This window comes from Pseudomonas sp. MAG733B (genome assembly GCF_036884845.1).
GTDB lineage: Bacteria > Pseudomonadota > Gammaproteobacteria > Pseudomonadales > Pseudomonadaceae > Aquipseudomonas.
The window spans coordinates 4,482,507-4,508,367 of record NZ_CP145732.1 but is presented as its reverse complement, the minus strand read 5'-3'; the positions used below and the strand labels follow the sequence as shown (position 1 = coordinate 4,508,367).

General features: G+C 60.3%; 20 protein-coding genes and 2 pseudogenes. 4 read left to right on the top strand and 18 right to left on the bottom strand.

What is annotated here, in order from left to right; genetic code table 11:
* Positions 1 to 152: 152 nt before the first annotated feature.
* Positions 153 to 611, top strand: coding sequence for a GNAT family N-acetyltransferase (locus tag V6Z53_RS20530; RefSeq protein ID WP_338581441.1), 459 nt, complete (start codon positions 153 to 155; stop codon positions 609 to 611).
* Between the two features lie 80 nt (positions 612 to 691).
* Here V6Z53_RS20530 and V6Z53_RS20525 read toward each other — a convergent pair.
* From V6Z53_RS20525 to V6Z53_RS20505, 5 genes and pseudogenes are all read right to left on the bottom strand, one after another.
* Positions 692 to 847: pseudogene (locus V6Z53_RS20525) on the bottom strand (VOC family protein); the annotation flags it as partial.
* Between the two features lie 18 nt (positions 848 to 865).
* Complete coding sequence (locus V6Z53_RS20520) at positions 866 to 2,284, bottom strand: efflux transporter outer membrane subunit (RefSeq protein WP_338581440.1); 1,419 nt, start codon at positions 2,282 to 2,284, stop codon at positions 866 to 868.
* Entirely contained in the window at positions 2,277 to 3,455 is a 1,179-nt protein-coding gene (locus tag V6Z53_RS20515) for an efflux RND transporter periplasmic adaptor subunit (RefSeq protein WP_338581439.1), read from the bottom strand. Before V6Z53_RS20515 ends, V6Z53_RS20520 begins: the two co-directional genes overlap by 8 nt.
* A 1-nt stretch (position 3,456) precedes the next feature.
* Positions 3,457 to 6,640: pseudogene (locus V6Z53_RS20510) on the bottom strand (efflux RND transporter permease subunit).
* A 178-nt stretch (positions 6,641 to 6,818) separates the two neighbouring features.
* The gene (locus V6Z53_RS20505) at positions 6,819 to 8,045 is read right to left on the bottom strand and encodes an MFS transporter (protein ID WP_338581438.1); all 1,227 of its coding nucleotides are present in this window, start codon (positions 8,043 to 8,045) and stop codon (positions 6,819 to 6,821) included.
* 139 nt (positions 8,046 to 8,184) lie between these two features.
* Between V6Z53_RS20505 and V6Z53_RS20500 the strand changes: the two genes are divergently transcribed.
* Entirely contained in the window at positions 8,185 to 9,105 is a 921-nt protein-coding gene (locus V6Z53_RS20500; protein ID WP_338581437.1) for a LysR family transcriptional regulator, read from the top strand.
* A gap of 37 nt (positions 9,106 to 9,142) precedes the next feature.
* On the opposite strand, the gene V6Z53_RS20495 is transcribed toward V6Z53_RS20500, so the two are convergent.
* The 8 genes from V6Z53_RS20495 to V6Z53_RS20460 all read right to left on the bottom strand — a co-directional run bounded on the left by V6Z53_RS20495 (position 9,143) and on the right by V6Z53_RS20460 (position 15,533).
* Positions 9,143 to 9,553 (bottom strand): cupin domain-containing protein, encoded by a 411-nt coding sequence (locus V6Z53_RS20495; RefSeq protein WP_338581436.1) that lies wholly within the window; start codon positions 9,551 to 9,553, stop codon positions 9,143 to 9,145.
* A gap of 272 nt (positions 9,554 to 9,825) precedes the next feature.
* Complete coding sequence (locus V6Z53_RS20490; RefSeq protein WP_338581435.1) at positions 9,826 to 10,374, bottom strand: YdeI/OmpD-associated family protein; 549 nt, start codon at positions 10,372 to 10,374, stop codon at positions 9,826 to 9,828.
* A 77-nt stretch (positions 10,375 to 10,451) separates the two neighbouring features.
* A complete protein-coding gene (locus V6Z53_RS20485) occupies positions 10,452 to 11,585 on the bottom strand; it encodes an aminotransferase class V-fold PLP-dependent enzyme (protein WP_338581434.1) in 1,134 nt (377 codons plus the stop codon).
* Positions 11,586 to 11,643: 58 nt separating this feature from the next.
* A complete protein-coding gene (locus V6Z53_RS20480) occupies positions 11,644 to 12,585 on the bottom strand; it encodes an AraC family transcriptional regulator (RefSeq protein WP_338581433.1) in 942 nt (313 codons plus the stop codon).
* A 26-nt stretch (positions 12,586 to 12,611) separates the two neighbouring features.
* Positions 12,612 to 13,445: an oxidoreductase gene (locus V6Z53_RS20475; RefSeq protein WP_338581431.1), complete on the bottom strand. Its 834-nt coding sequence runs from the start codon at positions 13,443 to 13,445 to the stop codon at positions 12,612 to 12,614.
* Between the two features lie 301 nt (positions 13,446 to 13,746).
* The gene (locus tag V6Z53_RS20470; RefSeq protein ID WP_338581430.1) at positions 13,747 to 14,421 is read right to left on the bottom strand and encodes an NAD(P)-binding domain-containing protein; all 675 of its coding nucleotides are present in this window, start codon (positions 14,419 to 14,421) and stop codon (positions 13,747 to 13,749) included.
* A 124-nt stretch (positions 14,422 to 14,545) separates the two neighbouring features.
* Entirely contained in the window at positions 14,546 to 14,950 is a 405-nt protein-coding gene (locus V6Z53_RS20465) for a DUF6632 domain-containing protein (RefSeq protein ID WP_338581429.1), read from the bottom strand.
* A 229-nt stretch (positions 14,951 to 15,179) separates the two neighbouring features.
* Complete coding sequence (locus tag V6Z53_RS20460) at positions 15,180 to 15,533, bottom strand: helix-turn-helix domain-containing protein (protein WP_338581428.1); 354 nt, start codon at positions 15,531 to 15,533, stop codon at positions 15,180 to 15,182.
* Between the two features lie 148 nt (positions 15,534 to 15,681).
* Here V6Z53_RS20460 and gstA point away from each other — a divergent pair, with 148 nt between their 5' ends.
* Entirely contained in the window at positions 15,682 to 16,311 is a 630-nt protein-coding gene (gene gstA, locus V6Z53_RS20455) for a glutathione transferase GstA (RefSeq protein WP_338581427.1), read from the top strand.
* A gap of 222 nt (positions 16,312 to 16,533) precedes the next feature.
* Here the strand turns inward: gstA and V6Z53_RS20450 are convergent, their stop codons facing one another.
* The 4 genes from V6Z53_RS20450 to katG form a co-directional block, all read right to left on the bottom strand.
* Positions 16,534 to 18,939: a TonB-dependent siderophore receptor gene (locus V6Z53_RS20450; protein WP_338581426.1), complete on the bottom strand. Its 2,406-nt coding sequence runs from the start codon at positions 18,937 to 18,939 to the stop codon at positions 16,534 to 16,536.
* Between the two features lie 101 nt (positions 18,940 to 19,040).
* Positions 19,041 to 20,009, bottom strand: coding sequence for a FecR family protein (locus V6Z53_RS20445; RefSeq protein ID WP_338581425.1), 969 nt, complete (start codon positions 20,007 to 20,009; stop codon positions 19,041 to 19,043).
* Positions 20,006 to 20,527: a sigma-70 family RNA polymerase sigma factor gene (locus V6Z53_RS20440; RefSeq protein ID WP_338581424.1), complete on the bottom strand. Its 522-nt coding sequence runs from the start codon at positions 20,525 to 20,527 to the stop codon at positions 20,006 to 20,008. The genes V6Z53_RS20445 and V6Z53_RS20440 overlap by 4 nt, the downstream gene beginning before the upstream one ends.
* Positions 20,528 to 20,676: 149 nt before the next feature.
* On the bottom strand, positions 20,677 to 22,932 hold the full coding sequence (gene katG, locus V6Z53_RS20435; protein ID WP_338581423.1) for a catalase/peroxidase HPI: 2,256 nt from the start codon (positions 22,930 to 22,932) through the stop codon (positions 20,677 to 20,679).
* Between the two features lie 389 nt (positions 22,933 to 23,321).
* On the opposite strand from katG, the gene V6Z53_RS20430 reads away from it, so the two are divergent.
* Entirely contained in the window at positions 23,322 to 24,449 is a 1,128-nt protein-coding gene (locus tag V6Z53_RS20430; RefSeq protein ID WP_338581422.1) for a GGDEF domain-containing protein, read from the top strand.
* A gap of 4 nt (positions 24,450 to 24,453) precedes the next feature.
* Here the strand turns inward: V6Z53_RS20430 and V6Z53_RS20425 are convergent, their stop codons facing one another.
* Positions 24,454 to 25,716 (bottom strand): epoxide hydrolase family protein, encoded by a 1,263-nt coding sequence (locus V6Z53_RS20425; RefSeq protein WP_338586540.1) that lies wholly within the window; start codon positions 25,714 to 25,716, stop codon positions 24,454 to 24,456.
* Positions 25,717 to 25,861: the final 145 nt, after the last annotated feature.

The following is a 25,861-nucleotide window of genomic DNA, read 5'->3' as shown; positions in this document are numbered from 1 at the left end:
GGTTTCGAGATACTTGCGGGGCAGGCCAAGGATGCAGGACGCAATCTTTGGTATAACGTTGGCCGCGCCGTGTCGATGGGCATGCTTGCGGTACTTCTACGGTTACGTTTATTCCAAGCCAGAATCACATAGTTTTTTCATCAGGATTTGCCATGAGCGAACGACACATGATCCGCCAGGCAGTTGCAGACGATGAGGTCGCTCTGCGCGCTTGTGCCGAGCAAGCGTATGCCCAGTATGTTTGCGTGATAGGACAAAAGCCTGCACCGATGCTGGCGGATTTCAGGGCACAGATTGCGGCAGGCTACGTTTACCTATCCACTGGAGAACAAGAAGAACTGCGAGGCTTCATAGTCTTCTTTCCGGTGGATCAGCATATGTTTCTCGAAAACGTGGCCGTGTCTGAAGCCGGGCGTGGGAAAGGTATCGGCAAGTCACTCGTTCAATTTTGCGAGGCCCAAGCGTTGCGCTTGGGCCTTGGCAGCGTTCATCTCTACACGAATGTGAAGATGACCGACAATCTGTCTATTTATCCACGACTGGGTTATGTGGAAGTCGAGCGGCGTTCGGAGGATGGATTCGATCGCGTCTACTTTGAAAAAACGCTTTGATTGAGAGGTTTAGCCGACCATGGGCGTTGTAGCGAATGAGCGCATATGGCCCGAAGCGGACGCTCGCCTCCAGCCAGTGCTCAGTTTGAACAAACCGGTCGCTCACCCAAACGTTCTACCAATCTTACGAGATAGCCATCGGGATCCTGGACGATGAACTCGCGCTGGCCGACTTCTACATTATCAGCCCGATACCAAGTGTCTTTGCATTCTCGATAGAGTGGAAATCCAGCCTGAACTAGATGAGCCGGACATCACTTGGCTGACAGCTCCTGAGTGTCCCAGCCACCACCCAATGCCTTGATCAGGGCGACGCTCGCCGCCAACTGTTGCGTCTGCAAGTCGAGCACGTTGCGCTGGGTCTGCAACGAAGCGGTCTGCGCCACCACGACATCGAGGTAACGGACCGCACCCTGTTTGTAACGGGCCATCGACAGGTTTTCCGTGAACTGCGCAGCCTCTGCCGCCGCGCGCTGATCGTCCAGCGCCGAGCCCAGGCCGTCGATGATCGACAGGTTGTTTTCCACCTGCTCGAACGCGGCCAGGACCTGGGCACGGTATTTACCCGCCGCTTCGGCGGTAGCGGCCGTGGCCGAATCGATTTGTGCCTTACGCAGACCACCGTCCAACAGCGTAACGGCCAACGACGGGCCGATGGCCCAAAACAGGTTGGGTGCGCTCAGGAGATTGGCGAATTCATTGCTCTGGTAACCCCCTTGAGCGCTTAACGTCAGTGCCGGAAACCAGGCACTGCGCGCCACGCCGATGCGCGCATTGGCTGCCTCCACACGCCGCTCGGCCGCGGCGATGTCTGGACGGCGTTGCAACAACGCCGACGGAACCCCGGGGGGCACCATTGGCACCAGCAGCGTGGCGGCCCGTTGTTCAAGACTGAAGGTCGACGCCGAGGTTCCCACCAACGCGGCGATCGCATGCTCCAGTAAAGCGCGCTGCACCTGATTCTGTTTGAGCAGGGATTTTGCCGATGACAGTTGTGCGTTGGCACGAGAGACATCCAGCCCGGACACAATGCCACCGTCATGTAGACCCTGGGTCAGTTCCAATGCCCGGGAGAACGCCGCGCTGGTTTCGCTGAGCAGCCTCGTTTGCTGATCCAGCCCGCACAGGCGGATGTAGTTGTCAGCCAGTTGCGCCTGCAGGCTCAGGCGTACCGAGGCCAGATCGGCGCGCGATGCCTGCTCTTCATCGGTGCCAGCGGCCACCGAATCGCGTACGCGTCCCCATAGATCGATTTCATAGTCCACCTGCAGGCCCAGCGTACCGGCGTTGTAAACGTCCCCGGTGCTGCTGGCACGCAGCGGTCGGGTATCGGACTGGCGATTGCGTTGGGCGCTGCCTATGCCTTTGACCGTTGGCAACTCAGCGGAGCTGACCTGGCTGACATAGGCCTGCGCCTGCTGATAGTGGGCGAGCGCGGCACTGAGGTTCGGGTTGTTGGCCAGCAATTGCTGTTGCAGGGCGTCCAATTGCGGGTCCTTGTAGACCTGCCACCAGCCGTCGCGGTTGATGTGATCGCTGGGGGTGGCGGTGCTCCAGATGCCACGGGTCTTGAATTGCTCCGGCGTCGGCACGGGCGGCGTTTCATAGTGCGGCGCCAACGAGCAGGCGCCGATGGCCAACAGCGCGGCGAACAGCAGGCTGTGCTTAACCATGGGGATTGCCCTCGGCGCTGGCCGATGAGATCTGCACGGCGTCCTGGTCGCTCAAGGCATCGGGTGGCGTGTCGATGATCCGGTCGGTCGCGCTGAGTCCGCTGCCGATTTCAACGCTGTCACCGAAATCCCGGGCGATGGTCACGGTCTTGAACAACACGCGATCCTGGGCATCCAGAGTCGCGACCCGCAGGCCACGATCGTCGTATTGCAAGGCGCTGGCGGGAATCCGCAGCGCATCGGCTTGCGCCGGCAGTGCAAAGCGCACGCTGGTGTAAGCCCCTGGCAGCAGGCGGCCGGGCTGGTTATCGACTTGCAGTTGCACCAGCGTGGTACCGGACGCCGCACTCACCGAATCGGCGGACGCGATGACCGTGGCCAGGAACACTTCCTTCGGGTATTCCGGCACGCTGATTTGCGCGCTGCTGCCGAGTTTGATCTGCGCCGCATAGGACTGCGGCACCTGCACATAGACCCGCAGGCGACTGACCTCGGACACGGCGAACAACTCCTGTCCGCCACTGCTGTTGCCAGCGTTGATCAGCGCGCCGACATCGGTGCTGCGTGCGGTGACCACCCCGTCAAACGGCGCGACCAGGCGCTGAAAACCCTTGGTCGCGGTCAGTCGTTCAACGTTGGCCTGGGCCGCCATCACCTGTGCCTGTTTCGCCGCCAGATCGCCGTTGCGCTCGTCGACTTCCTGTTTCGAAACCGAGTCCGACGCCAGCATTGCCTGCCAGCGCTTGGCACTGGTGCCGGCCAGGGTTGCATTGGCTTTGGCGGTGGCCAGGTCGGCGCGGGCCTGCAACAGCTGCTGGTCCAGTTCCGGGGTATCGATTTCAGCGAGTAGCTGCCCGGTCTTGACCCGGGTACCGATGTCGGCTTTCCACGACTTCAGGTAACCGCCGACCCTGGCAAAGATCGCCGCCCGCGACCAGGCTTCCAGGCGTCCGGGCAATACCAGTGCAGGCGCCTGGGGCACGGCCAGTGCCTTGACCAACAGGACATTGGGCAGCGCCTGTTTTTCGGTCCAGGTCTGCAAGGCCGCGGACTCACTGGCGCGCCCGGTCATGCCGAACGCAACGATGGCGATCAGGACAATCAGCGTCAACAAAAGGCCAACGCGAGCGCGGCTTTTGCGAGGATGAGATGGAGCAGTGTCGGTATGCATGTCAAAACCCTTCAATAGCAGTGGTCTGAACGCGGGCATGACCCTGGCGCGCGTGGACAAGACTGAAAATGAGCGGCACCAGGAACAGGGTCGCGGCGGTGGCAAAGCTCAGCCCGCCGATCACGGCACGGCCCAGCGGCGCGTTCTGCTCGCCGCCTTCACCCAGGCTCATCGCCATGGGCGACATGCCGATGATCATTGAGATCGCGGTCATCAGTACCGGACGGAAACGGCTGAACCCGGCTTCCAGCGCCGCCAGCACCGGATCGCCATGTTCGGCCAGGCGTTCGCGGCAGAAACTCACCACCAGGATCGCGTTGGCGGTGGCCACCCCCATGCACATGATTGCCCCGGTCAGGGCCGGTACCGACAACGGTGTGTGGGTGACGAACAGGATCCAGACGATGCCGGCCAGCGCCGCCGGCAGCGCGGTGATGATCACGAACGGGTCGCTCCAGGACTGGAAGTTGACCACGATCAACAGGTAGATCAGCACCACCGCGCCGAGCAGGCCGAACAGCATGCCGCTGAACGCACTGTTCATCGTGGTGATCTGTCCTTGCAGCGCCACCTTAGAACCCTTCGGCAGGTCATTGGCGTGGGCGGCGAGAATCTTCTGGATATCGGCGGCGACACCGCCCAGGTCACGGCCCTGGATCGAGGTCAGGATTTGCACCATCGGCTGGATGTCCGACTGCGTCACCACCGAATGGCTGCGAGTCCGCTCCACGGTAGCCAACCCGCCGAGGATCTGCCCGTTGCTGCCCGCTGCGGTAGTGGTCGATGAAAGCGGCAGGTTGCGCAGCGCCGCCAGCGTGTCGAGGCTCGACTGCGGCGTCTGCAGCACGATCGGGTACGACACGCCGTTGGCGGTGTTGAGCCAGAACGTCGGCGCCACCTGGCTGGAACCGGCCAGGTTGACCACCAGGCTATTGGTCACATCGCGCTCGCTGATCCCCACCAGTTGCGCCCGGGTACGGTCAACGTTGATGTTGAAGGTCGGCAATTGCTGCGACTGCTGGATCCGCGCATCGACAACGCCAGGGACCCGACGAATCTCCCGCAACAGGCTGTCGGCGTAGGCGTAGTTGGCCGGCAGGTTGCCGCCGATGATTTCCAGATCGATCGGCGCCGGGGTGCCGAAATTGAGGATCTGCCCGACGATGTCCGCCGGCGGGAACGAAAACACCACCTCGGGGAACTGCCGTGGCAGTTGTTCGCGCAAATGGCGGACGTAGTCGGCGGTCGGCCCGTGGCCTTCCTTGAGGCTGATCTGCACATCGCCGTCCTGGGCGCCGATGGTGCCGGTGTTGTTGTAGGCCATGTTGATGCCGCTGATGGGCTGGCCGATGTTGTCCACCAGGGCATTGAGCTCCTCGGCCGGGATGATCCGGCGAATCGCTTCTTCGACCTGTGCGATGGTGCGGTTGGTGGTCTCCAGGCGCGTGCCGACCGGGGTGCGAACGTGCATCAGGATCTGCCCGGAATCCACCGCCGGGAAGAAGTTTCGACCCAGTGACGGCACCAGCGCAAAGGACACGAAGATGAAGCCGAACACCGTGACCAGCACGATCTTGCGATGCTCCAGCGCCACCTGCAGCAGGCCGTGATAGCTCTGGCGGATGCGCTCGAAACGCACCTCGAACCCACGCTGGAAAAGCGCCAGCGGATTGCGACTGCGTGTGCTGCCTTCACCCGGCACGTGGGGTTTGAGCAAGTAGTTGGCCATGGTCGGTACCAGGGTCCGCGACAGGATGAACGAAGCGATCATGGCGAAGATCACCGCCAGGGCCATCGGCACGAACAGGAAACGCGCCACCCCTTCGAGGAAGAACATCGGCACGAACACGATGCAGATACACAGCAGCGAGACGAACGCCGGGGTCACGATCTGCGTGGCGCCGTCCATGATCGCGTCCTCGACGGATTTGCCCTGTTCCAGGTGCCAATTGATGTTTTCGATGGTCACCGTGGCATCGTCCACCAGGATCCCGACGGCCAGCGCCAGCCCCCCCCAGGGTCATGATGTTGAGGGTTTCACCCAAGGCTGAGAGCGCGGTGATCGAGGCCAGGATTGCCAGGGGGATCGACACCGCGATGATCACCGTCGAACGCCAGCTGCCGAGGAACAGCAGAATCATCAGGCTGGTCAAACCGGCCGCAATCAACCCTTCCCGGGCCACGCCACTGATCGCCGCGCGGACGAACAGCGACTGGTCGCCGATCGGTTCGATGCTGAGGTTTTCCGGGAACTGCGCCTTGACGTCGGAAAGCTTGCTCTTGATCCCGGCGATCACCCCGAGGGTCGAGGCCGAACCGGTCTTGAACACCGGAATCAGCACCGAACGGCTGCCGTTGACATTGACGATGTTGGTCTGCGGCGGGTTGCCGTCCTTGACCGTGCCGATGTCGCGAATCAACACCGTGGTGCCATTGGCGGTCTTGATCGGCAGGTCTTCCAGGTCCTTGAAGGCCACGGGCGAGTTGTTCAATTGCAGGGTGTATTCGTAGCTACCGATCTTCTGCGTGCCCACGGGAGTGATCTGGTTCTGCTGCGCCAGCGCCGTGGCGACGTCCTGCGCCGACAGCCCTCGCGCCTGCATCTGAGCGGGGTCGAGATCAATCTGCACTTGTCGAGACTTGCCGCCGTACGGAAATGGCACTGACGCGCCGGGCACCGTGGTCAATGGCAGGCGCACGCTGTTCAGGCCCAGGTCGCCCAGCTTCTGCTCGCTGAGGTTCTTGCCCGACAGGGCCAGTTGCACAATGGGCACTGTCGAGGCGCTGTAACTGAGGATCAACGGTGGCACCGTGCCCGGCGGCAGATTACGCAACATGAACTGCGACACCGAGGTCAGTTGCGCATTAGCCGTGGCGATGTTCACTCCCGGCTGGAAAAACACCTTGACGATGCCATAGCCATTGAACGACTGCGCTTCGAGATGGCGAATGTCGCTGACCGTGGTGGTCAGTACTCGCTGGAACGGCGAGGTAATGCGGCCCGCCATCTGATCCGGTGACAGCCCGGTGTATTGCCAGATGACCGCAATCACCGGAATGCGGATTTCCGGAAAAATATCCGTAGGTGTCCGCAGGGCCGCCAGAGGCCCGACGATGAGGATCAGGATGGCGAGCACGACAAAGGTATACGGCCGTCTCAAAGCAACGCGCACAAGGCCTAGCATGGGCAGATTCCGGATAAGCGTTATAAGAAATCGAGGCGCGGGGGAGAAGCCCATACCTCGACATTCAGGACAACGCGTTTGTGGGTGTTATGCAGCAAGAAGGTATAAGCCGACCAAGCCCATAGGAGCGGCTCGCGTACAAACCCTGTTCCTACGGGTATCGGTAATCTGATTTTCCTTATCGCACGCCGACGTCCGCGCTTGCCTGACGGCGCGGCGCACCGAGCCAGTGGATGGCCAATGCAATCAGCCCTAGCGCAATACCGAAGATCACGATGCCCGGCCAGCCGTAACGGGTCATCAGCCAGCCGCTGATGGTCACGCCTAGCGCGCCGCCGAGGAAGGTGGCGGTCATATAGAGGCTGTTGATGCGGCCCTGTGCTTTTGGATCGACTGCGAAGGCGCGAGTCTGGTTGGACACAAGTCCTGACTGCACGCCGATATCGAGAACAATAACGCCGATCACCAGGAAAATAATCGAGGACTGCGCCCCAGCGAGGAGCAGGAAAGCCAGGGTAACGATGCCGATGCTGGCCCCAATCACAGTCCGCGAGCCCAGCCGGTCAGTGGCGCGACCACCCAGTGAAGCTGCAAGCGCACCGGCTGCTCCGATGATGCCGAAGCCGCCTGCCCACGCACTGCCAAGGTGCCAAGGACCATCGCTCAGGAGCGCAGCAAGGTTGACCCAAAAGGCGTTAAAACATGCCCACAACAGCGCCTGGACCATCATTGATTCGCGGATCGAGCGATTGTCGCGCGCCAGTGGCCAGAGCGACGCGAGCAGTTTTCCGTAGGACAGGGTGGTGGTAGGCACCCCCCGCGGCAGGAGCATCGCCGCAGCTATAAACACTGGGATCATGAACGCTGCTTCCACGCCGTAGACCGCGCGCCATCCCCAGGCTTCCCCAACCACGCCGCTGATTGTGCGACCAAGCAGGATGCCAACCATGATGCCGCTGACCACGGTGCCGACCGAGCGCCCGCGCTCTTGCGGCCGCGACATCACCGCGGCGAAGGGCACGAGTTGCTGGGGCACGCAACTGACGACGCCAAGGCCAAAAGACGCAGCGATGAGCGCCCAGATGCCAGGCGCAAACGCCGCCGCGAGGCCGAATAAAAAAGCGACCGCAATCTGCCCAAGCACTAGCTTGCGCCGATCAAAACGGTCACCCAGCGGCAACAGAAAGGCTAGCCCGAATGCGAAGCCAAGCAGCGCTGCGCCGGCGACGAGATCGACCGTCGTCAGGCCGATCCCCAGATCCGACGAGATCAACGGCAGGATCGGTTGAGTGGCGTAGATGTTGGTGATCATCGCGCCAGCGATGATCGCCATCATGATGATCTTGCCGCGCGACGCTACCGCGGGCGCAGGTGAACTAGCAGATATATTGGGCAGGCCGCTCACGGGACTCTCCTTTCAATCTCCCCAATTTGTGCAGCGGGACGCCACAGGCGGGAGGTCAGGGTTGAACCTTACCTACTCGTATTTATCAAGAGAATCCCATAGGATTGGGAAGCATCCTTCCAAAATTTGGTAGAGTCTGATGAACCGTCTTGAATCCATGTCTATCCTCATCGCCGTCGTTGATGCGGGCAGTCTGTCAGCGGCGGCGCGCCGCCTGGGCATGCCCCTGACAACCGTCAGCCGGAAGGTGGCGGAACTGGAAGCACATCTGCACACACGCCTGTTGCATCGGACGACGCGACAGCTTTCGTTAACCGAAGCCGGCGACTCCTACGTGGCGGCCTGCAGACGCATTCTCGAAGACATTGGCGAAGCCGAACGCGCAGCAACGGGTGAATACGCCAGCCCTAAAGGCGAACTGGTGGTCACCGCCCCGGTCGTGTTCGGGCGCTTGCACGTGGTGCCAGTTGTGGCGGAATTTCTGGCGCACTACCCGGAGATCGACATCAACCTGGTGTTGACCGATCGCGTCGTGCATCTGATGGACGAACACGCTGATGTCGCAGTGCGAATTGGCGAACTGCCGGACAGTATGCTCATGGCCACGGAAGTCGGAACAGTGCGCCGTGTTGTCTGCGCGAGTTCGGCCTACCTGGCAACCCATGGCGTGCCAACCACACCACAAGATCTCGCCGGGCATGACTGCATCACCTTTGAAGTCCTCGCGTCCATGCGCGCCTGGGTGTTTGGCGCTGGCAAGTCAGAGCTGTCCGTGCCCGTGCATTCACGGTTTACCGTCAATACCGCTGAAGCGGCTATCGCAGCGGCGATTCTTGGGGTTGGCGTGATCCGTGTGCTGTCCTACCAGGTCGCAGACTCGGTACGAGACAATGAACTAAGTATTGTGCTCGATGAGTTTGAATCAGCGCCCTTGCCGATCAACCTCGTGCACAAAGGGCAAACGCCGCTGCCGTTGAAGCTGCGCGCGTTCTTCGATTTTGTGACGCCGCGGTTGCGGGTTCGTACGTCGCAGGTGGGGCAACACACAGTGATCCTCTGACAGTATGTAAAACGACGCTGTCATGAATGGCGTCAAATCATTCGCCAGGCGGGCCGACGTTATATTCCTCGTCGGTGACTTTTTCCATCCAGACGACACTCACACCGTCCAATGCTTCCTGGACGCCAATGTGGGTCATGGCGGTGGTTGCGCTTGCTCCGTGCCAGTGTTTGTGGCCCGGTGGGCACCAGATGACATCGCCGGCACGAATTTCTACGATCGGTTCGCCTTCACACTGCGTCCAGCCACAGCCTGCGGTGACAATCAGCGTCTGGCCCAGCGGATGGGTATGCCAGGCGCTTCGAGCACCGGGTTCAAAGGTGACGCTGACGATGGACGCTCGGGCGGGTTCAGGAGGGGAGTTGAGTGGGTCCATACGGACGGTGCCCGTGAAGTACGCTTCAGGGGCTTTTATCGATGGCTGCGAGCCTATGCGCTTTAGGATCATGATTCAGTCCTATAGATAAATGAACAGGTGACCGTGGGGGCCTCATGCTCCGCATACACTCGATGCATGCCCTGGAGTAAAGCTACACGGGGAAGCCAGCAGATTTGGTGAGATCGTTGCATTTGTCTACACGTTGTAGCCTGGGAGCTTAACCGCAGCGGCCGCCTCTCTCGGTGTGACCCGATCGACAGTGAGAAAAAAAGTATAGTTGGCCTGGAAATCCGGATGGGAGCTAGGAGCTCCGCCGTCACACTCAACCTCAACGCAACTGTCTAACAAGCCTCGGGCGCACGGAAGGCCTTGCTGTAGAAGCCGGACTGGTCGAAACAGCAAACCTGCTTTTTGCCGGATGCAAGCATATCGCAGGCATCACCAATCCGTTTTGCGCGCGTCTTGAGTTGCTTGGCTGACGTCATCCAGTGTATCCAGTCCACTCGGGCGATGGTCGTCGTATTGTTCCAGACTTTACGAGCCTCAGGAGAGGCTGCCAGTGCTTCCTCAAAATCTGCCGGGATGTCAGGCTCGGGTTCCTTCTTCACCGGGGCCAGTTCGATGGTAACGATATCCCCAACGGCCGCGCCTGCGGCTTCCAGCAACTCGTTACTGACCTGCAACCAATGGCTCAGCTGACCATCGGGCTCAAGGGTTACCTGGAAAGGGTGCCCATTGATTGTGCCTTCAACTGTCGTCCTTCCTCGCCTCGGAAGCGGTTCACTCGCGTCTCTTGGCAGAACCACGAACGCCCACGACGTATCATTACCCGTCTTTGCCGGACGAAGAAGCTTTGCTTCGAATCGGGATTTCACATCGATTGTTGTCATTGCAACTCCTCCTGACTATTTTCTGGCGATATCACTGTCGCGTTTGAATGCGACAGTGATATCGCCGAGATGATGGCTTAGTTAACCATCACCTCGTCCAGTGCCTGTTCGAGGGTGCTGACTGTGCGCTCGATATTGTGCAGCTTTTCGAGTCCGAACAGCCCGATGCGGAAGGTCTGGAAATCGGCCGGCTCGTCGCATTGCAACGGCACTCCGGCGGCGATCTGCAGGCCGTGGCTGGCAAATTTCTTGCCGCTCTTGATGTCGGCATCATCGGTGTAGCTCACCACGACGCCAGGAGCCTGAAAGCCGGCGGCGGCCACGCTTTTGATGCCCTTGCCGGTCAACATGGCGCGTACCCGATCGCCCAGCGCCTGTTGTTCGTCGCGGACCTTGTCGAAACCGTAGGCTTGCGTCTCTTTCATCACTTCATTAAACCGCGCGAGGGAATCGCTGGGCATGGTCGCATGGTAGGCATGTCCGCCCTGTTCGTAGGCCTGCATGATTTGAAGCCACTTTTTCAAATCGCAGGCGAAGCTGCTGCTCTGCGTCTGCTCGATGCGCTCGAGGGCCAAAGCACTGAACATCACCAGGGCGCAGCAAGGGGAGGCGCTCCAGCCTTTCTGCGGTGCGCTGATCAGCAGGTCGACTGCACATTTCTGCATATCAACCCAAATCGTGCCTGAGGCGATGCAGTCCAGCACAAACAGGCCACCCACCGCATGCACGGCATCGCCGACGGCCCGCAGGTACTCGTCGGGCAGGATAATCCCTGATGAGGTTTCGACGTGGGGAGCGAAGACGATCTGCGGCCTCGAAGCCGCAATGGCTGCCAGCACTTCGTCCAGAGGGGGTGGGGCGTAGGCAGCCTGGCGACCCGTTTCGACCGGTCGGGCTTTGAGCACCGTGGTGGCGGCCGGGATGTTACCCATCTCAAGGATCTGGCTCCAGCGATAACTGAACCAGCCATTGCGTATCACCAGGCATTGCTGGTCGGTGGCAAACTGTCGCGCCACCGCTTCCATGCCGAATGTGCCGCTGCCCGGGACCACCGCAACAGCCTGGGCGTTGTAGACCTGTTTCAGCGTCGTGGAAATGTTCTTCATCACGGCTTGAAATGACTGCGACATGTGGTTGAGCGAGCGGTCGGTGTAGACCACGGAGTACTCGATCAACCCCTGAGGATCGATACTGGGATATAGCTTTGACATGCGGTGACTCCTTTGGCAGAGATGTCAGTGGTATCGACCCTGCTCCATTGATGGAAGATCAGTGTGATGACACGAAGGGCGACGGGGTTGTCGGTGCTGGCAACGCATAGGCCCGCTTCATCCACGCCACTTCCGCTAACGGTGTGCGGCCGAAGAGGCGTTTGAAGTCGCGGCTAAATTGCGACGCACTTTCATAGCCCACCAGAAATGCTGATTTGGCGGCTGTCAGGTCGTTACGCAGCATCAGTAATCGCGCCTGATGCAACCGTGTCGACTTGAGGTACTGCATAGGCGAGGAATCGGTCACTTTGCGAAAGTGTAGATGAAAGTTGGGCACGCTCATCTGCGCTTCCCGGGCCAGGGCTTCTACATCCAGAGACTCGTGGTAACAGCTGTGGATCTTGTGAATGGCGCGCGTCACCTTGCCGAACTGGCCCTGCTGGGCGATGGCCGCGCGCAGGGTGCCGCCTTGTTCGCCAGTGAGGATGCGGTAGTAGAGTTCGCGCAGCATCGCCGGGCCGAGGATTTGCGCGTCGGTGCGGTCGCCCATGACCTCCAGAAAACGCAAGGTCGACTGGCGCAGCGGTTCGTCCATGGGCGAGGCGTACATGCCCATAGGCTGAGCCGCGCTGAAATGCCATAGCTCATCCACCTGCTGAATCAGCTCACCGGCCAGGGTGAAATCCAGACGCAGGTACACCGCCAACATTGGCTCCGCCTCGCTGGCCTCGGTCTCCATCGTAAAGGGCACCGGCACCGACACCACCAGATAATGCTGGGCGTCATAGACGTAAACGTCATCACCCAGATAGCCGCGTTTGCGCCCCTGACAGAGGATGACGATGCCCGGTTCATACAACACCGGCGTGCGCGTCAGCGGCCGGTTGGAACGCAGAAAACGCACATCATCCAGCGGGCTCAGGTTGTAACCCTCCAGCGGCGCAAGCTGGCCCATCAACTGCACCATTCGCGCTGTGCTCGGGTCCTTGGGTTTGGGCATCGACCGCACAATCTCCACATTGATGCTCAGCCATCCGTAGAACAGCTAAGCGCTTCCCATTGCTCAATACTCTCCGCCGTCCGGTGCAGCTTGTCACGCACCAAGGCCAGGGCGTCGCTGCCCAACAGGAGGTGAGCGGGCGGGGTGGGGCTGGCGATGATTGTCAGCATGGCGCGTGCAGCTTTCTGTGGGTCGCCAAGTTGATGGCCACTTTTTTCCTCACGGGCTTTGCGCACCGGGTCGAAGCTCGCATCGTAGTCACTGATGCTGCGCGGTGTACGCTGCATAGAACGGCCCGCCCAATCCGTGCGAAACGACCCCGGTGCAACGGCCGTGACAAAAATATTGAAGGGGGCAAGTTCCTTGCTCAACGTGTCAGAAATGCCCTCCAGTGCAAATTTGCTGCCGCAGTAATAGGCAATGCCCGGCATGGTGATATAGCCGCCCATTGAAGTAATGTTGAGGATATGCCCCGCCCGCCGCTGGCGAAAGTACGGCACAAACGCCTTGGTCATCGCCACCGCGCCAAATACATTGACGTCGAATTGGCGACGCATCTCTGCCAACGACGACTCCTCGAAAATCCCCTCGTGGCCATAACCCGCGTTGTTGACCAGTACATCCACCGGGCCGTGCCGGTCCTCAACAGCGGCGACCACCGCGTCGATGGCATCGAAATGTGTAACGTCCAGCACCACGCCATGGGCCCGCTCAGGCGAGAGCGCCTCGAAGGTTGCCAGCGAGGATTCGCTGCGAACAGTGCCGATCACTCGATGGCCCTGGGCGAACGCTTCCTTGGCCAGGGCCAGGCCAAAGCCGCTGCTGACGCCGGTGATAAAGAGGGTTTTTTCTGCACTCATGGGGCGCACTCCTGAAGATATAAGGTGAGGCCATGCTAGAGCGGGGAGTGGTGGAGGACTATGCCGGATTGGATTTGAATATTGCCTGATCCTATCGGTGGTGTTCGGTGGGCAACTTGAAAACCGGTGGCAAAAACGAGACCAGAGAAAGAAAGCGGACCTGATATGTGCTCACTACTCGGAAGGTCTTCTTCTGGTTGATTCTTGCCCTTCACGAGTGGCAGAAAACGGGATACCCGCCTGTCACGAAGTACCGCCTCCAATCTCCGAGCGCAATGACTCAATACTCCGGTGATATTCCCTAAAGGCCCACCTTCCGCTTGAGTTCCGCCTCGGTCCAAACGCCGCTGAGGGGGCCGCCCGGCAAGCCTTCATTGGCTCGCGCCAGCGGGAAAATCACCGGCGTGAATCCGGCGTCGCGCACCAACCGCGCCCCCATTTCCCGGGCCTGGGCGTCGTCGGCGAAAAGGGGAATCGCCTTGTCGTTGCCAGCCTGGTCTTTCATGGAGGCGTAGCCGATGGCGTTGAACGCTCGCGCCAGGTGCACTCCTGGCAGATATTGCTGGTCTGCGAGGGCTACTCCCAGAACCAGCGCCTTGCGCCCAACGTCTGCGTCTCGTGCGCTGAATGGGTTGCTGGTGCTGAACACCATCTTGCCGTCCAGCTTGCCCTTCAGTTGTTCGGACAGTACCGGCATCGCGCCGTAGGGAACACTCAACACGATCACATCGCCCCATACAGCGGCATCACCGACAGAACCCGCCTGGGCGTTGGGGCCGGCGGTCTTGACCAGGTCCGTCAGTTCCTCCGGGTGGCGCGATGAAAACATCACCGAGTGCCCGGCCTTTGCCCATAGCGTGCCAAGCGTGCCGCCGACATTACCGGCGCCAATCACGCTGATCTTGAGGGTGTCCGCCATCGCTTGGCTGGTGCACAGGACCAGGCTGGCGACCATCGAAAAGAGGATTCTGGACATGCGTTGCGCTCCTGCGTTGGAAAGCAAACTTGTATCCACGGTAGTAGAGCCTGGCGGGCTATCAAGTTACCCCGACAGGTCGCTATCGACCCAAACCGGACAGTAGTGACAGTCAAACCTGCGCTTAGGCCCCATTGTGTGTCCGGGGCCGAACGGCCAATTGCGAGCAGGGCGTCAAGAGCGCCAAGGCAACCGCCACGATGAAGAGCGCTGGCACGTCACCTGCCAAGTGTCCCATTTGCCCCGGCTGGGTGACCGCCTGGACGGCCATGATTGCTGCGTGTACGGCGCTGGACCACACGGTGAACCAGATTAGGCTCAGGTTGGCTAATGGATCACGTGCGGCCAGGATCAAGAACACGCCAAGTGTGGCGTAGATGCCAACGATCATCATCGGGTAGTCCGAGTGACTGACGTGCCAGGCCCAGCCGGACGGCCAGAACAACATAAGTGGGTAGAGAGCAAGGCACGCGAGGCCAGCCAATACTAGTACGACGCGCAAATACCTGAGGCGATCGACTACGGTCATGGCGAACTCCTCTTTGGGCATAACTCTAAATTGATCCCCAGTGGGATGACCACTTGAGGGGTTGATATACCATCGACGGAAAGCCTGTGTCTGCTCAATCAGCTCCAGCAGTAGATCAAGCATAGCTACTCATTTGCTATCCCTCCGTCCACTGGTTGCTTCTGGCCGATTGTTGCCTGACGCGACCGGTTGCACTTTTTTCCGGGCTGTAAATGACGTTCGACACTACTCAAGCCTGACTCACTTCCTCCAGCGGCATCTGGAGCTTTCCGCTTTGCTTGAGCCACAACCCAAAGTCCCGCATCACGCTGACGACGGGTCTCAATCGGTCACCTTCGTCGGTCAGCTCATACTCCACTTTGACCGGAACTGTCGGGTAAACCGTGCGTTTCACCAAACCGACTTCCTCAAGTGCGCGCAGGTCGAGGGTCAACATTCGTTGCGAGATGCCCGGGACGTCGCGGCGCAGTTCGTTGAAACGCTTGGGGCCGTCGAGGAGATACGACACCAGCAGCAGACGCCATCGACCACCGAGCAGGCGCATGGCTTCTTCCACGGAACAGCCCGTCACGTTCTTTTTCATGAAACTTTCCTCAGGGCATGGCAGGTATATTTTATGTACCTAGATGATAAAAAAGTGCCTTCTTCTATTTATATACCACGTCCCTAAGATGGTCCTTCAGCACTTTTCGGACGGAAGTGATGCAGCAGACCCCATTAGGAGATCGCGCGTGAAGCTTTACTACATCCCTGGCAGTTGCTCTCTTTCCCCCCATATCGTGATCAATGAACTGGGGCTTGATGTCGCGTTGCTCAAGGTCGATCACCGCGCACACACGGTGTACGGCACCATTGATTATTACGATGTGAATCCCCTGGGTTACGTGCCAATTCTTGAACTGGACGATGGCACCCGCTTTCGGGAAGGCCCTGCGATTGTGCAGTACCTGGCTGACCAGAAGCCCGAGTCGGGATTGGCTCCGCCCAATGGCACGCTGGACCGCTATCGATTGCAAGAGTGGCTGAGTTTTCTGACGTCGGAAATTCATAAAGGGTTTATTCCACTGCTCTATGCCGGGCTGGCCGGCAAGTACCTGGACACGGCCAAGCCGAAACTGGAGGCGCGTTATGCGTGGGTAGATAAACAACTCGAAGGCCGCCATTTTTTGCTCGGCGACACCTTCACTGTCGCCGATGCTTACCTGTTTGCCCTTACGGGTTGGGGCCAAGCGGATTGGCTGACGTCTTACTACAAAGCAGGCATTCATTTCGACGGGCTGAAAAACCTTCAGGCGTGGTACAGCCGGGTGCTTCAGCGGCCGTCGGTGCAAAAGGCGCTACTGGCAGAAGGGTTGGCGTGACGTTGCGATTTTCGCGAGCAGGCTCGCTCCAACAGCTGGAGCGTTTAGCGGGTTTTAAACATTGTCGGACGCTGCTTGTTGGCTCCTTCATTCCAGCCAGGAGTTTCACTATGTTCAACGTTACGCCAAACCCGCCGGACACCGATCCAGTATGCCCGTACAACGGCGAACCGGGTGCTGGATCAGATCGATCCGCCTGAGTAGAAACCGCTCAAACCCCAATCAATACTGCGCCCGCACCGCCAGCGTCAGCGTGCGCGGGTCGCCGTAGAAATTGGTGCCCCAGGAGGCATCGACGCGGTCGTAATACTTGCGATCAAACAGGTTGTTGGCGGTCAGGGTCGTCGACAGGTTGTCGTTGATCTTGTAGCCGACCTGGGCCGTGGCGATGCCGTAGCCGCTCTGTTCGAATTTGACTTCACGCTGGTAATAGGTGTCGCTGACCACGCGCACGCCGCCGCCAACGCTGAAGTCCTTGAGCGGGCCGTCGGTGAATTCGTACTTGGTCCACAGGTTGAAGTTGTGCTTGGGCGTGATGGTGCTGAAGGTCTTGCCTTCATTGCCATCGTCGGACTTCAGGTACTCGGTGGAGGTGAAGGCGTAGCCGGTGACGATGCTCCAGTTGTCGGACAGGTTGCCGCTCAACTCGGTTTCCCAGCCCTGGCTGCGGGCCTTGCCCTGTGCCTTGTAGGCGGCGGTGGCGTTGTCGTATTCGGCGCGGTTTTCATCGTAGATGCGGAACACCGCGACGCTGGCGTTCAGGCGCCCGTCGAAGAATTCGCGCTTGAGGCCGATTTCATACTGCTCGCCTTCACGTGGGCCGATGGGCGTGTTGTCGGAACCCAGTTCGCTTTGCGGTTTGAACACGCCGGTGTAGCTGGCGTAGGCCGACAGTTCCGGGGTCAGCTTGCCGATGATTGCGCCGTACGGCACGACCTTGCGGTTGATGCTGGTGTGGGCGCTGCCGAAGTTGTTGAAGAAGGCGTTGGCGTTTTTTGCATCGCTTTCGTACCAGGTCACGCGGCTACCGCCGATCACGTCGAGCCAGTCGGTGACATTGATTTTGGCGCGGGTGTAGAGGCCGTATTGATCGGATTTGGACCAGTTGCCGTTGTTCTTCACGTAATCCTGCTTCGGGATGTCGATGCTGCCCGGATCGAAGACGTTGATCGGGAAATAGTCGCCACCGCCGTAGGTGAAGTCTTTGTCGAGGTGCTGGTATTCGGCGCCCACGGTGAATTCATGGCTGCGACCAAGGGCTTCGAATGGCGTGGTGACGAAACTGTCGGCGCCGATGGTTTTGATGTGCGTGTAGTAGTTGTACGCCACGGCCCAGCTGTCGCCGGTTTCGGGATCGACCGCGCCGTCGGCCCAGGTGAAGTTACGCTTGGGTGTTTCGGCATCGCGGTAGGTGAGGGTGGTCTTGAACTGGCCACCGTTGTCGAGGGCGTGATCGACTTCGGCGAAGGTTTCCCAGACTTTCTCGTTCAGTTCGTTCCACTTGGCATCGACGAAGGTTGAGCGCGGCACGTCCAGCAACTTGCCGTTGGCGTAGGCCGGCAAACCGAAAGCCGGAGTGGAATGGTTTTGCTGGTAAGCGCCGCCGACCGACAGGGTGGTGGACGGATCGAGGTCGAATTCCAGGCGACCGTAGACCATCGGGCGTTCATTCTGGGCGTAGTCGACGAAGGATTTGTTGTTCTCGTAAGCAGTAATGAAACGCCCGCGCACGGTGCCCGCATCGTTCAGCGGCCCGGTGACGTCCACCGAGGATCGGTAGTGGTCATACGAACCGGCGGCCAGTTCGCCGCCGAGGGCGAAGGTATTGAGGGCGCGCTTGCGCACCACGTTGATCGTCCCGCCGGGTTCGCCGGCCCCTTGATACAGGCCCGATGGACCGCGCAACACTTCGACCCGGTCGTACATCGCCAGATCGAACGCGGTGGCCATGTCGCCCTGGCCGGTGGGTTGCGAGACGCCGTCGACCTGCACCTGATCCACGAGGAAGCCGCGCATATAGACGTCATTGAGGCTGGAACCGGAGTTGTAGGTCTTGATCGTGACCCCGGTGACCTGGCGCATGGCGTCTTGCAGGCTGTTCATGTTCTGGTCGTCCATGCGCTGGCGCGTGACCACCGACACCGACTGCGGGATGTCCTTGAGCTTGATGTTGCCCTTGCCGATGCTGACTTCGTTGGTGGTGTAGGAGTGGGTGTCTTCGGTGGTGACGCCCAACAGCTGGCTGGTGATCGAGGTCGCGCCCAGTTGCAGGGCGCCGGTGTTGGCCGAGCGCACGAGGGTGTAGCTGGCGTCGGCGCGTTGGGTCATTTCCAGGCCGGTGCCGTTCAACAGCCGGGTCAGTGCGTCAAGCGCCGAATAGGAGCCGGACAATCCGGGACTTTGCAGGCCATCGGTGAGGGCCGGATCGAATGACAAGGCGATGCGGCTGTCGGCGGCGAAGCGCGACAGGGTTTGCCCCAGCGGGCCTGCCGGGATCTGATAGCTGCGCGTATCGGTAATGGATGACGGTTGTGCTGCCCACACCTGGGTGCAGGCGCCGCCGATCATCAAGCTGAAGATCGCATGGCGAAAGGGCGGCGTGAGGCGTAAAGCGCGTTCAACGGGCATGTGAGAAGTGATCCTGTCGGCAAGAGAAACGGGGTGTGTCTTCCCTTGCCAGCCCAGCGCGAAAAAAGTATCACCTCTTTGCAAATATTTTTTCGAGCAGGTCAGGCCGGTGACAGGGTCACCCAATACCCACCGAAGTGCGTCGTCACTTTTACCGGATACGTCAGGGCAAGCATGCTCAGCGCACGACGGCTGTCGTCCAGCGGGAAAGCCCCGGAAATGCGGATTCGGGCAACGGCCGGATCGCAGCGCACGAGGCCATGGCGGTAGCGCGCCAGTTCCTTTGCAAATTCACCAAGCGACATACCGTCCGCCACCAGCATGCCTTGGGTCCAGGCCGTCAGCGCGCTGTCGGCATGGGTCACCGGCCCGATCGCGGAGGCTGAAAATTCGGTTTGTTGGCCGGCGCTGAGGATCATCGGCGTGGCCTGCAGCCGTTGATAGAGTTCGATCTGCACACGGCCGTCGAGTACCGCCAGCCGTGTGGTGTCGGCGTCTTCGCGAACGCTGAAACGGGTGCCCAAGGCCTGCATGATGCCTTGCTCGGTCGACACCCGGAACGGTCGGGAAGGCACCTGAATGTCCGGCGCGGTCTGCACCAGGATTTCGCCTTTGCGCACCCGGATCAGGCGCTGCATCTGATCGAACACCACATCGATGGCAGTGTCGGTGTTGAGGGTCAGTTGACTGCCATCGGCAAGCGTCAGTTGGCGGCGTTCGCCAATCGGCGAGTGATAGTCGGCGGTCCAGCTCTGACGCTGGTTCACTTGCCAGCCGAGCCAAGTGGCGGGCGCGATTGCCAACAGCGCCGCCAGACGAGCGAGCATTGCCCGGCGTTGTGGGTTGGCCGGGCGATCCAGCGCCGGCATCGCCAGTTCCGGCGGCAGCCCGCCGAGTTTGCCCAGCAAACTTTCGGCACGCTGCCAGGCGTATTCACATTCGGCGCTGCTGGCTCGCCATGCTTGCCATTGCGCGCGTTCTTGCTCGTTGAGCGAGCCTTCCGTCAGGCGCATCAGCCACTCGGCGGCTTCATCCAGCACGGCCGGGCTGACCATTGAAGGGCGGCTCATTCGGGCATCAACGTCAGGCACTGCAAAAAGGCATGTTTCATGTAGCGTTTGACGGTAATGAGCGAGATGTCGAGTTGTTCGGCGATGTCCTGGTATTTCATCGCACCGATCTGCGACAGCAGGAACGCACGCTTGACCAGTGGCGGCAGGGTATCGAGCAGGGCGTCGACCTCGTGCAGGGTTTCCAGAATCAGAAAGCGCAACTCAGGGGAGGGCGCCAGTGACTCCGGCATTTGCGCCAGAGCCAACAAGTAAGCGCGCTCCAGCGCCTGACGCTGGTACCAGTTCACCAGGATGCCTTTGGCGACACAGGTCAGATAGGCCCGTGGCTCGGCAATGTTCGGGAGCGGTTTGGCCGCCAGAATGCGCATGAAAGTGTCGTGCAGCAGATCCGCCGCATCCACCCGGTTCCCCAGTTTTCGCTGCAACCAGGCGTACAACCAGCCTTGGTGGCCGACATACAGGGCTTCGACGCATTGCACATGCTGCTGGTCAGTGGCGGACAGAGAGTTGCTCATCGCATCGTAATTTTTGCTAGTGAGAATTATTAGCAATTGTAAATGAGCGACAATCGAAGCGGCAAGGGCAACATTGCGCTGCCCGTTTTCAAAAAAATGGCCACCCCGGCGCGTTCATCGTCGAAGTGGCCAACCTACACGTCGCTATCTCACTTCAGGTCAAAACGGTCCAGGTTCATGACCTTGGTCCACGCCGCCACGAAGTCCTTCACTAACTTCTCCTGTCCACCGGCGCTGGCATAGACTTCGGCCAGTGCCCGCAGCTGCGAGTTGGAGCCGAAGACCAGATCAACGCGCGTCGCGGTCCACTTCTGCAGGCCGGTCTTGCGGTCGCGACCGGTGAATTCTTCATTGGCCTCGGTCACGGGTTTCCATTCGACGCCCATGTCCAGCAGGTTGGTGAAGAAGTCGTTGGTCAGCGCTTCCGGCCGGCTCGTGAACACACCGTGGGCGGTTTTGCCGACGTTGGTGTTGAGCACGCGCAGACCACCAATCAGCGCGGTCATTTCCGGTGCGGTGAGGGTCAGCAGTTGTGCCTTGTCGATCAGCAGTTTTTCCGCCGGAACGGTGTAGCGGCCCTTGAGGTAGTTGCGGAAGCCGTCAGCGATAGGTTCAAGGAAGCCGAAAGATTCGACATCCGTCTGCTCCTGACTGGCGTCCATCCGCCCTGGCGTGAAAGGCACCGTGACGGTTTGCCCGGCATTTTTCGCGGCCTGCTCGACGCCGGCACAACCGGCCAGCACGATCAGGTCCGCCAGCGAGACTTTCTTGCCGCCCGCATTGAACTCCTTCTGAATGCCTTCGAGTTTGGTTAGCACGTTGCCCAGTTGCTCTGGCTGGTTGGATTGCCAGAATTTCTGTGGGGCCAGACGCAGACGCCCACCATTGGCACCGCCGCGTTTGTCGGAACCACGGAAAGTCGAAGCCGCCGCCCAGGCTGTCGACACAAGCTGCGAAACCGACAAGCCGGAAGCCACCAGTTTGCTCTTCAGCGCGGCGACATCACTGTCGTTGATCAGCGCATGATCGACCGCTGGAATCGGGTCTTGCCACAGCAACACTTCGTTGGGCATTTCCGGGCCGAGGTAACGCGAGAGCGGGCCCATGTCGCGGTGGATCAGTTTGTACCAGGCGCGGGCGAAGGCATCGGCGAGTTGCTCCGGGTTCTCCAGGAAGCGCCGCGAAATCGGCTCGTAGATCGGGTCGAAGCGCAGCGCCAGGTCGGTGGTCAGCATGGTTGGATCACGACGTTTCGACGGATCGTGAGCATCCGGAATGATACCGGCGCCAGCACCGTTTTTTGGCTTCCATTGGTGGGCGCCCGCCGGACTTTTGGTCAGCTCCCACTCGAAACCGAACACGTTTTCCAGGAAGTTGTTGCTCCATTTGGTCGGCGTCGTGGTCCAGGTGACTTCCAGGCCGCTGGTGATGGTGTCGGCGCCTTTACCGGTGCCGAATTTGTTTCGCCAGCCAAGACCCTGTTCTTCAAGACCGGCCGCTTCGGGCTCGGCCCCGACATTGTCCGCAGGGCCTGCGCCGTGGGTTTTGCCGAAGGCGTGGCCACCGGCGATCAGTGCCACGGTTTCTTCGTCGTTCATGGCCATGCGGCCAAAGGTTTCGCGAATGTCCAGGCCGGCAGCGACCGGGTCCGGATTGGCTTCCGGGCCTTCCGGGTTCACATAGATCAGGCCCATTTGCACGGCGGCCAGCGGGTTTTCAAGATTGCGGCCGGGCTCGACGCGGGTGTCCTCGTTTTCCCCAGGCTCGGCAACCAGTGGGCCTTCGCCGGGTTTCTGCATCGGTTCATCGTTTTTGCCGTAGCGGGTGTCACCGGCCAGCCATTTGCTTTCCGAACCCCAGTACACGTCCTCGTCCGGTTCCCAGACATCCGGACGGCCACCGGAGAAGCCAAAGGTCTTGAAGCCCATGGACTCCAGCGCAACGTTGCCGGTGAGCACGATCAGGTCGGCCCAGGAAATGTTGCGGCCGTACTTTTGCTTGATCGGCCACAGCAGCCGCCGAGCCTTGTCGAGGCTGACGTTGTCCGGCCAACTGTTTAGAGGGGCAAAGCGTTGCTGCCCGGACCCGGCGCCACCTCGACCGTCACCGGTACGGTAGGTGCCGGCGGAGTGCCAGGCCATGCGCACGAAGAGCGGGCCATAGTGGCCGAAGTCGGCGGGCCACCAGTCTTGGGAGTCGGTCATCAGAGCCGTCAGGTCGCGTTTGACCGCTGCAAAATCCAGGGCCTTGAACGCTTCGGCATAGTTGAAGCCCTCGTCCATGGGGTCGGACAGGGACGAGTGCTGGTGCAGGATTTTCAGATTAAGCTGGTTAGGCCACCAGTCGCGGTTTGTTGTGCCACCACCGGCGGCCTGGTGGAACGGGCATTTCGATTCAGTTGCCATGTGTGAGCTACCTTTGGTCGAGTTCATTCAGCGGTTCGGCCCGGTGCGGGCTCGGGACAACGGTGAGTGAGATCCATGACACAGGCTGCGGGACCGGCATATCGATCAATTGATCGTTGTGGTCGCGTGGGTATTCTCGAGAGTGGCAAGGGAATTGCCAACACAGGGACTCACGGTACGCCCTGTCAGTTTCTGACTCATTCTTATCTCCTCATCAGGTCTGAACCGGCCAGAAAGCGCCGGCGCTAGATAAGGCTAGACCCCTATTGGGAAGTCAGCTAATAGTCGGAGTATTAGTTGCTGATAGGCGCAATCTCTCAGCGGAGCACGTGGCCATGAGCAATGTGCCACAATAGCTCCATTCACCTCAGCATTATCAGGCGAACTCAATGGATGGCCCCGGATTTCGGCTCGAGCAGGAAAGCTTCATCGCCCAGCAGGTGCGCACCGACCGGTTGCATCAGTTGTTTCGGCAATCGGTTTCAGCGGTTTTTGGCAGTTTCCTTGCACTGGTCATGCTGTGCTGGCTGTGCTGGGAGCGTTTTGATCATGGCGTCATTGCCTGGTGGGTCGCCCTGCTGACGGGCTCGACGTTGTTGCGCATCCTGATGTTCGTGGCCTATTTCCACAGCCCGGACGAGGCGCGCACACCGCAACGCTGGGAACGCATCTATTTCGGAACGCTGGTGCTGTCCGCCGCCATCTGGGGTGGTGGCGCGCTGGCGGTCATGCCGGCCGACGATTTGCTTGCCCAGGCGCTGGTGATGCTGTTTACCGTAGGCATGTCCGTGAGCGCGGTGTCGTGCTATTCGGCTTATCGCTACATGACCGTGGTGTCCATCGCGCTGGTGTTGCTGCCGTGTACCTTCTGGCTGTTGTTCCAGCCGTCGACCCTGCAAGTCGGCATGGCCATGGCCGTTCTGGTGTTTGCCTCATTCGTGTGCAGCGCCACCCGCAAACTCTCCGATGCGCTGGAAACGGCCTTCCGCCTGACCCGTGAAATGGAGCTGGCCCACAGCATTTCCACTCGCGCCGCACAGACTGACGAACTGACCGGCCTGAAGAATCGCCGGGCGTTTTTCGAGCAGGCCCAGCGCCTGTATAACCATTGCCAGAATTATCAGTTGCCGCTATGTGCGGTGATGCTGGACATGGATCATTTCAAACACATCAACGACACCTACGGGCATCAGGTCGGTGATCAAGTGCTGCGTCAGATGGGCGTGGTCATCTGCCGGTCATTTCGCGAAACCGACGTCTACGGTCGACTGGGTGGCGAGGAGTTTGCCGTGTTGCTGCCGGACACCTCGCTTGAAGCCGCGCAAAACATCGCCGAAGAACTCGTCCACTCCATTTCCGGCCTGATGACCGGGCCTGTGCACTGCATAACCGCCAGCATCGGGGTGGCGTCCATGGAATCCAGTGAAAAGGATTTGCACAGTTTGATGAGCAACGCCGACAAGGCGCTGTATCGCGCCAAGGCCCGTGGGCGTAATCAAGTCGCGGTGTCCGAGTAAGCCCTCAACGCATCGAACGAAACGCCGTGCGCAATTCCTCGGTGAACAGCTGCGGCTGTTCCCAGGCTGCAAAGTGGCCACCTTTTTCCGCCTGGCGGAAGTAGACCAGATTGCGGTAGGCGCGCCGGGCCCAGCTCTCCGGCGGGCAATAGACGTCTTGCGGAAATACGGTAATCGCCACCGGCAGCGAGATTTCGCTGGTCTTCTGGGCAGTGGATGACAGCGGGCTGCGGCCTTTGTTTTCCCAGTACAAGCGGCTCGAAGATGCGCCGCTGTTGGTCAGCCAATACAGCGTGATGTCGTCCAGCACTTGATCGCGGGTCGGCAACTGCTGCGGGTCTGCGCCATACGTCCATAGGGAAAACCCCGGATGTACCAACAGGAATGCGGCGAGGGCGACCGGGGAATCCGTCACGCCGTAGCCAATCGTTTGGGGGCGGGCGGCCATCATCGCGCTGTAGGCCAGGTTTCCCTGCTTGATCAGTTTGGCAACGGCATCGTAAGTCGCGCGTTCCTGCGGGGTGAAATCCGCCGGTGCGGGGCCGGCGACGGCCAGCGCGGCACCTGCCTCGGGCGGGATCGTCGCCGGCAAATTGAGATGAATGCCGCGCAACCCCGGCGGCGCCTGCCGCGCCATCGCGCCGGTGATGGGGCCGCCCCAGTCGCCGCCTTGCGCGACGTATTGTTGGTAGCCGAGACGCCGCATCAACTGCGCCCAGACCTGCGCAAGGCGATCCGGATCCCAACCGGTGCCCCTCGGTTTGCCGGAAAAGCCGTAGCCGGGAATGGACGGAATCACCAGGTCGAAGGCATCTTCAGCCTTGCCGCCATGGGCGACCGGATCGGAGAGTGGGCCGATGACCTGGACGAACTCGAACACCGAACCCGGCCAGCCGTGGGTCATGATCATCGGCAGGGCTTTGGGAGCGGGGGAGCGCACCCAGATGAAATGGATGTCGACGCCGTCAATGGTCGTCACGAACTGCGGCCATGCGTTGAGCTGCGCCTCGGCCTTGCGCCAGTCGTAGTCAGTGGCCCAATGGCGCATCAACGCCTGCATCTGTGCCAGTTGCGCGCCTTGGGAGGTGTCGCCGACGGTTTCCCTGTCGGGCCAGCGGGTGGCCGAGATGCGTTGGCGCAGGTCGAGCAGATCCTGTTGCGCCACCGCGATCTTGAAGGGGCGGATGCTGTCGTCGGCGGACGCTGTATTTGCCGGGATGGATACGTAAAACAGGAGGCTGAAGACGACCGCAAACATGAGTTTCATCTTCATGACCTCTGCTGAGTGAGGGCGAAGAAATCACCCATAGTCAGCATGGCATGTAGTCAGGAAACGGGCCTGCGCCACTGGTCGTCGTCATCTTGATCTATAGATTCATAATGTCTATGTTTGAATCTATAGAGTCATAACG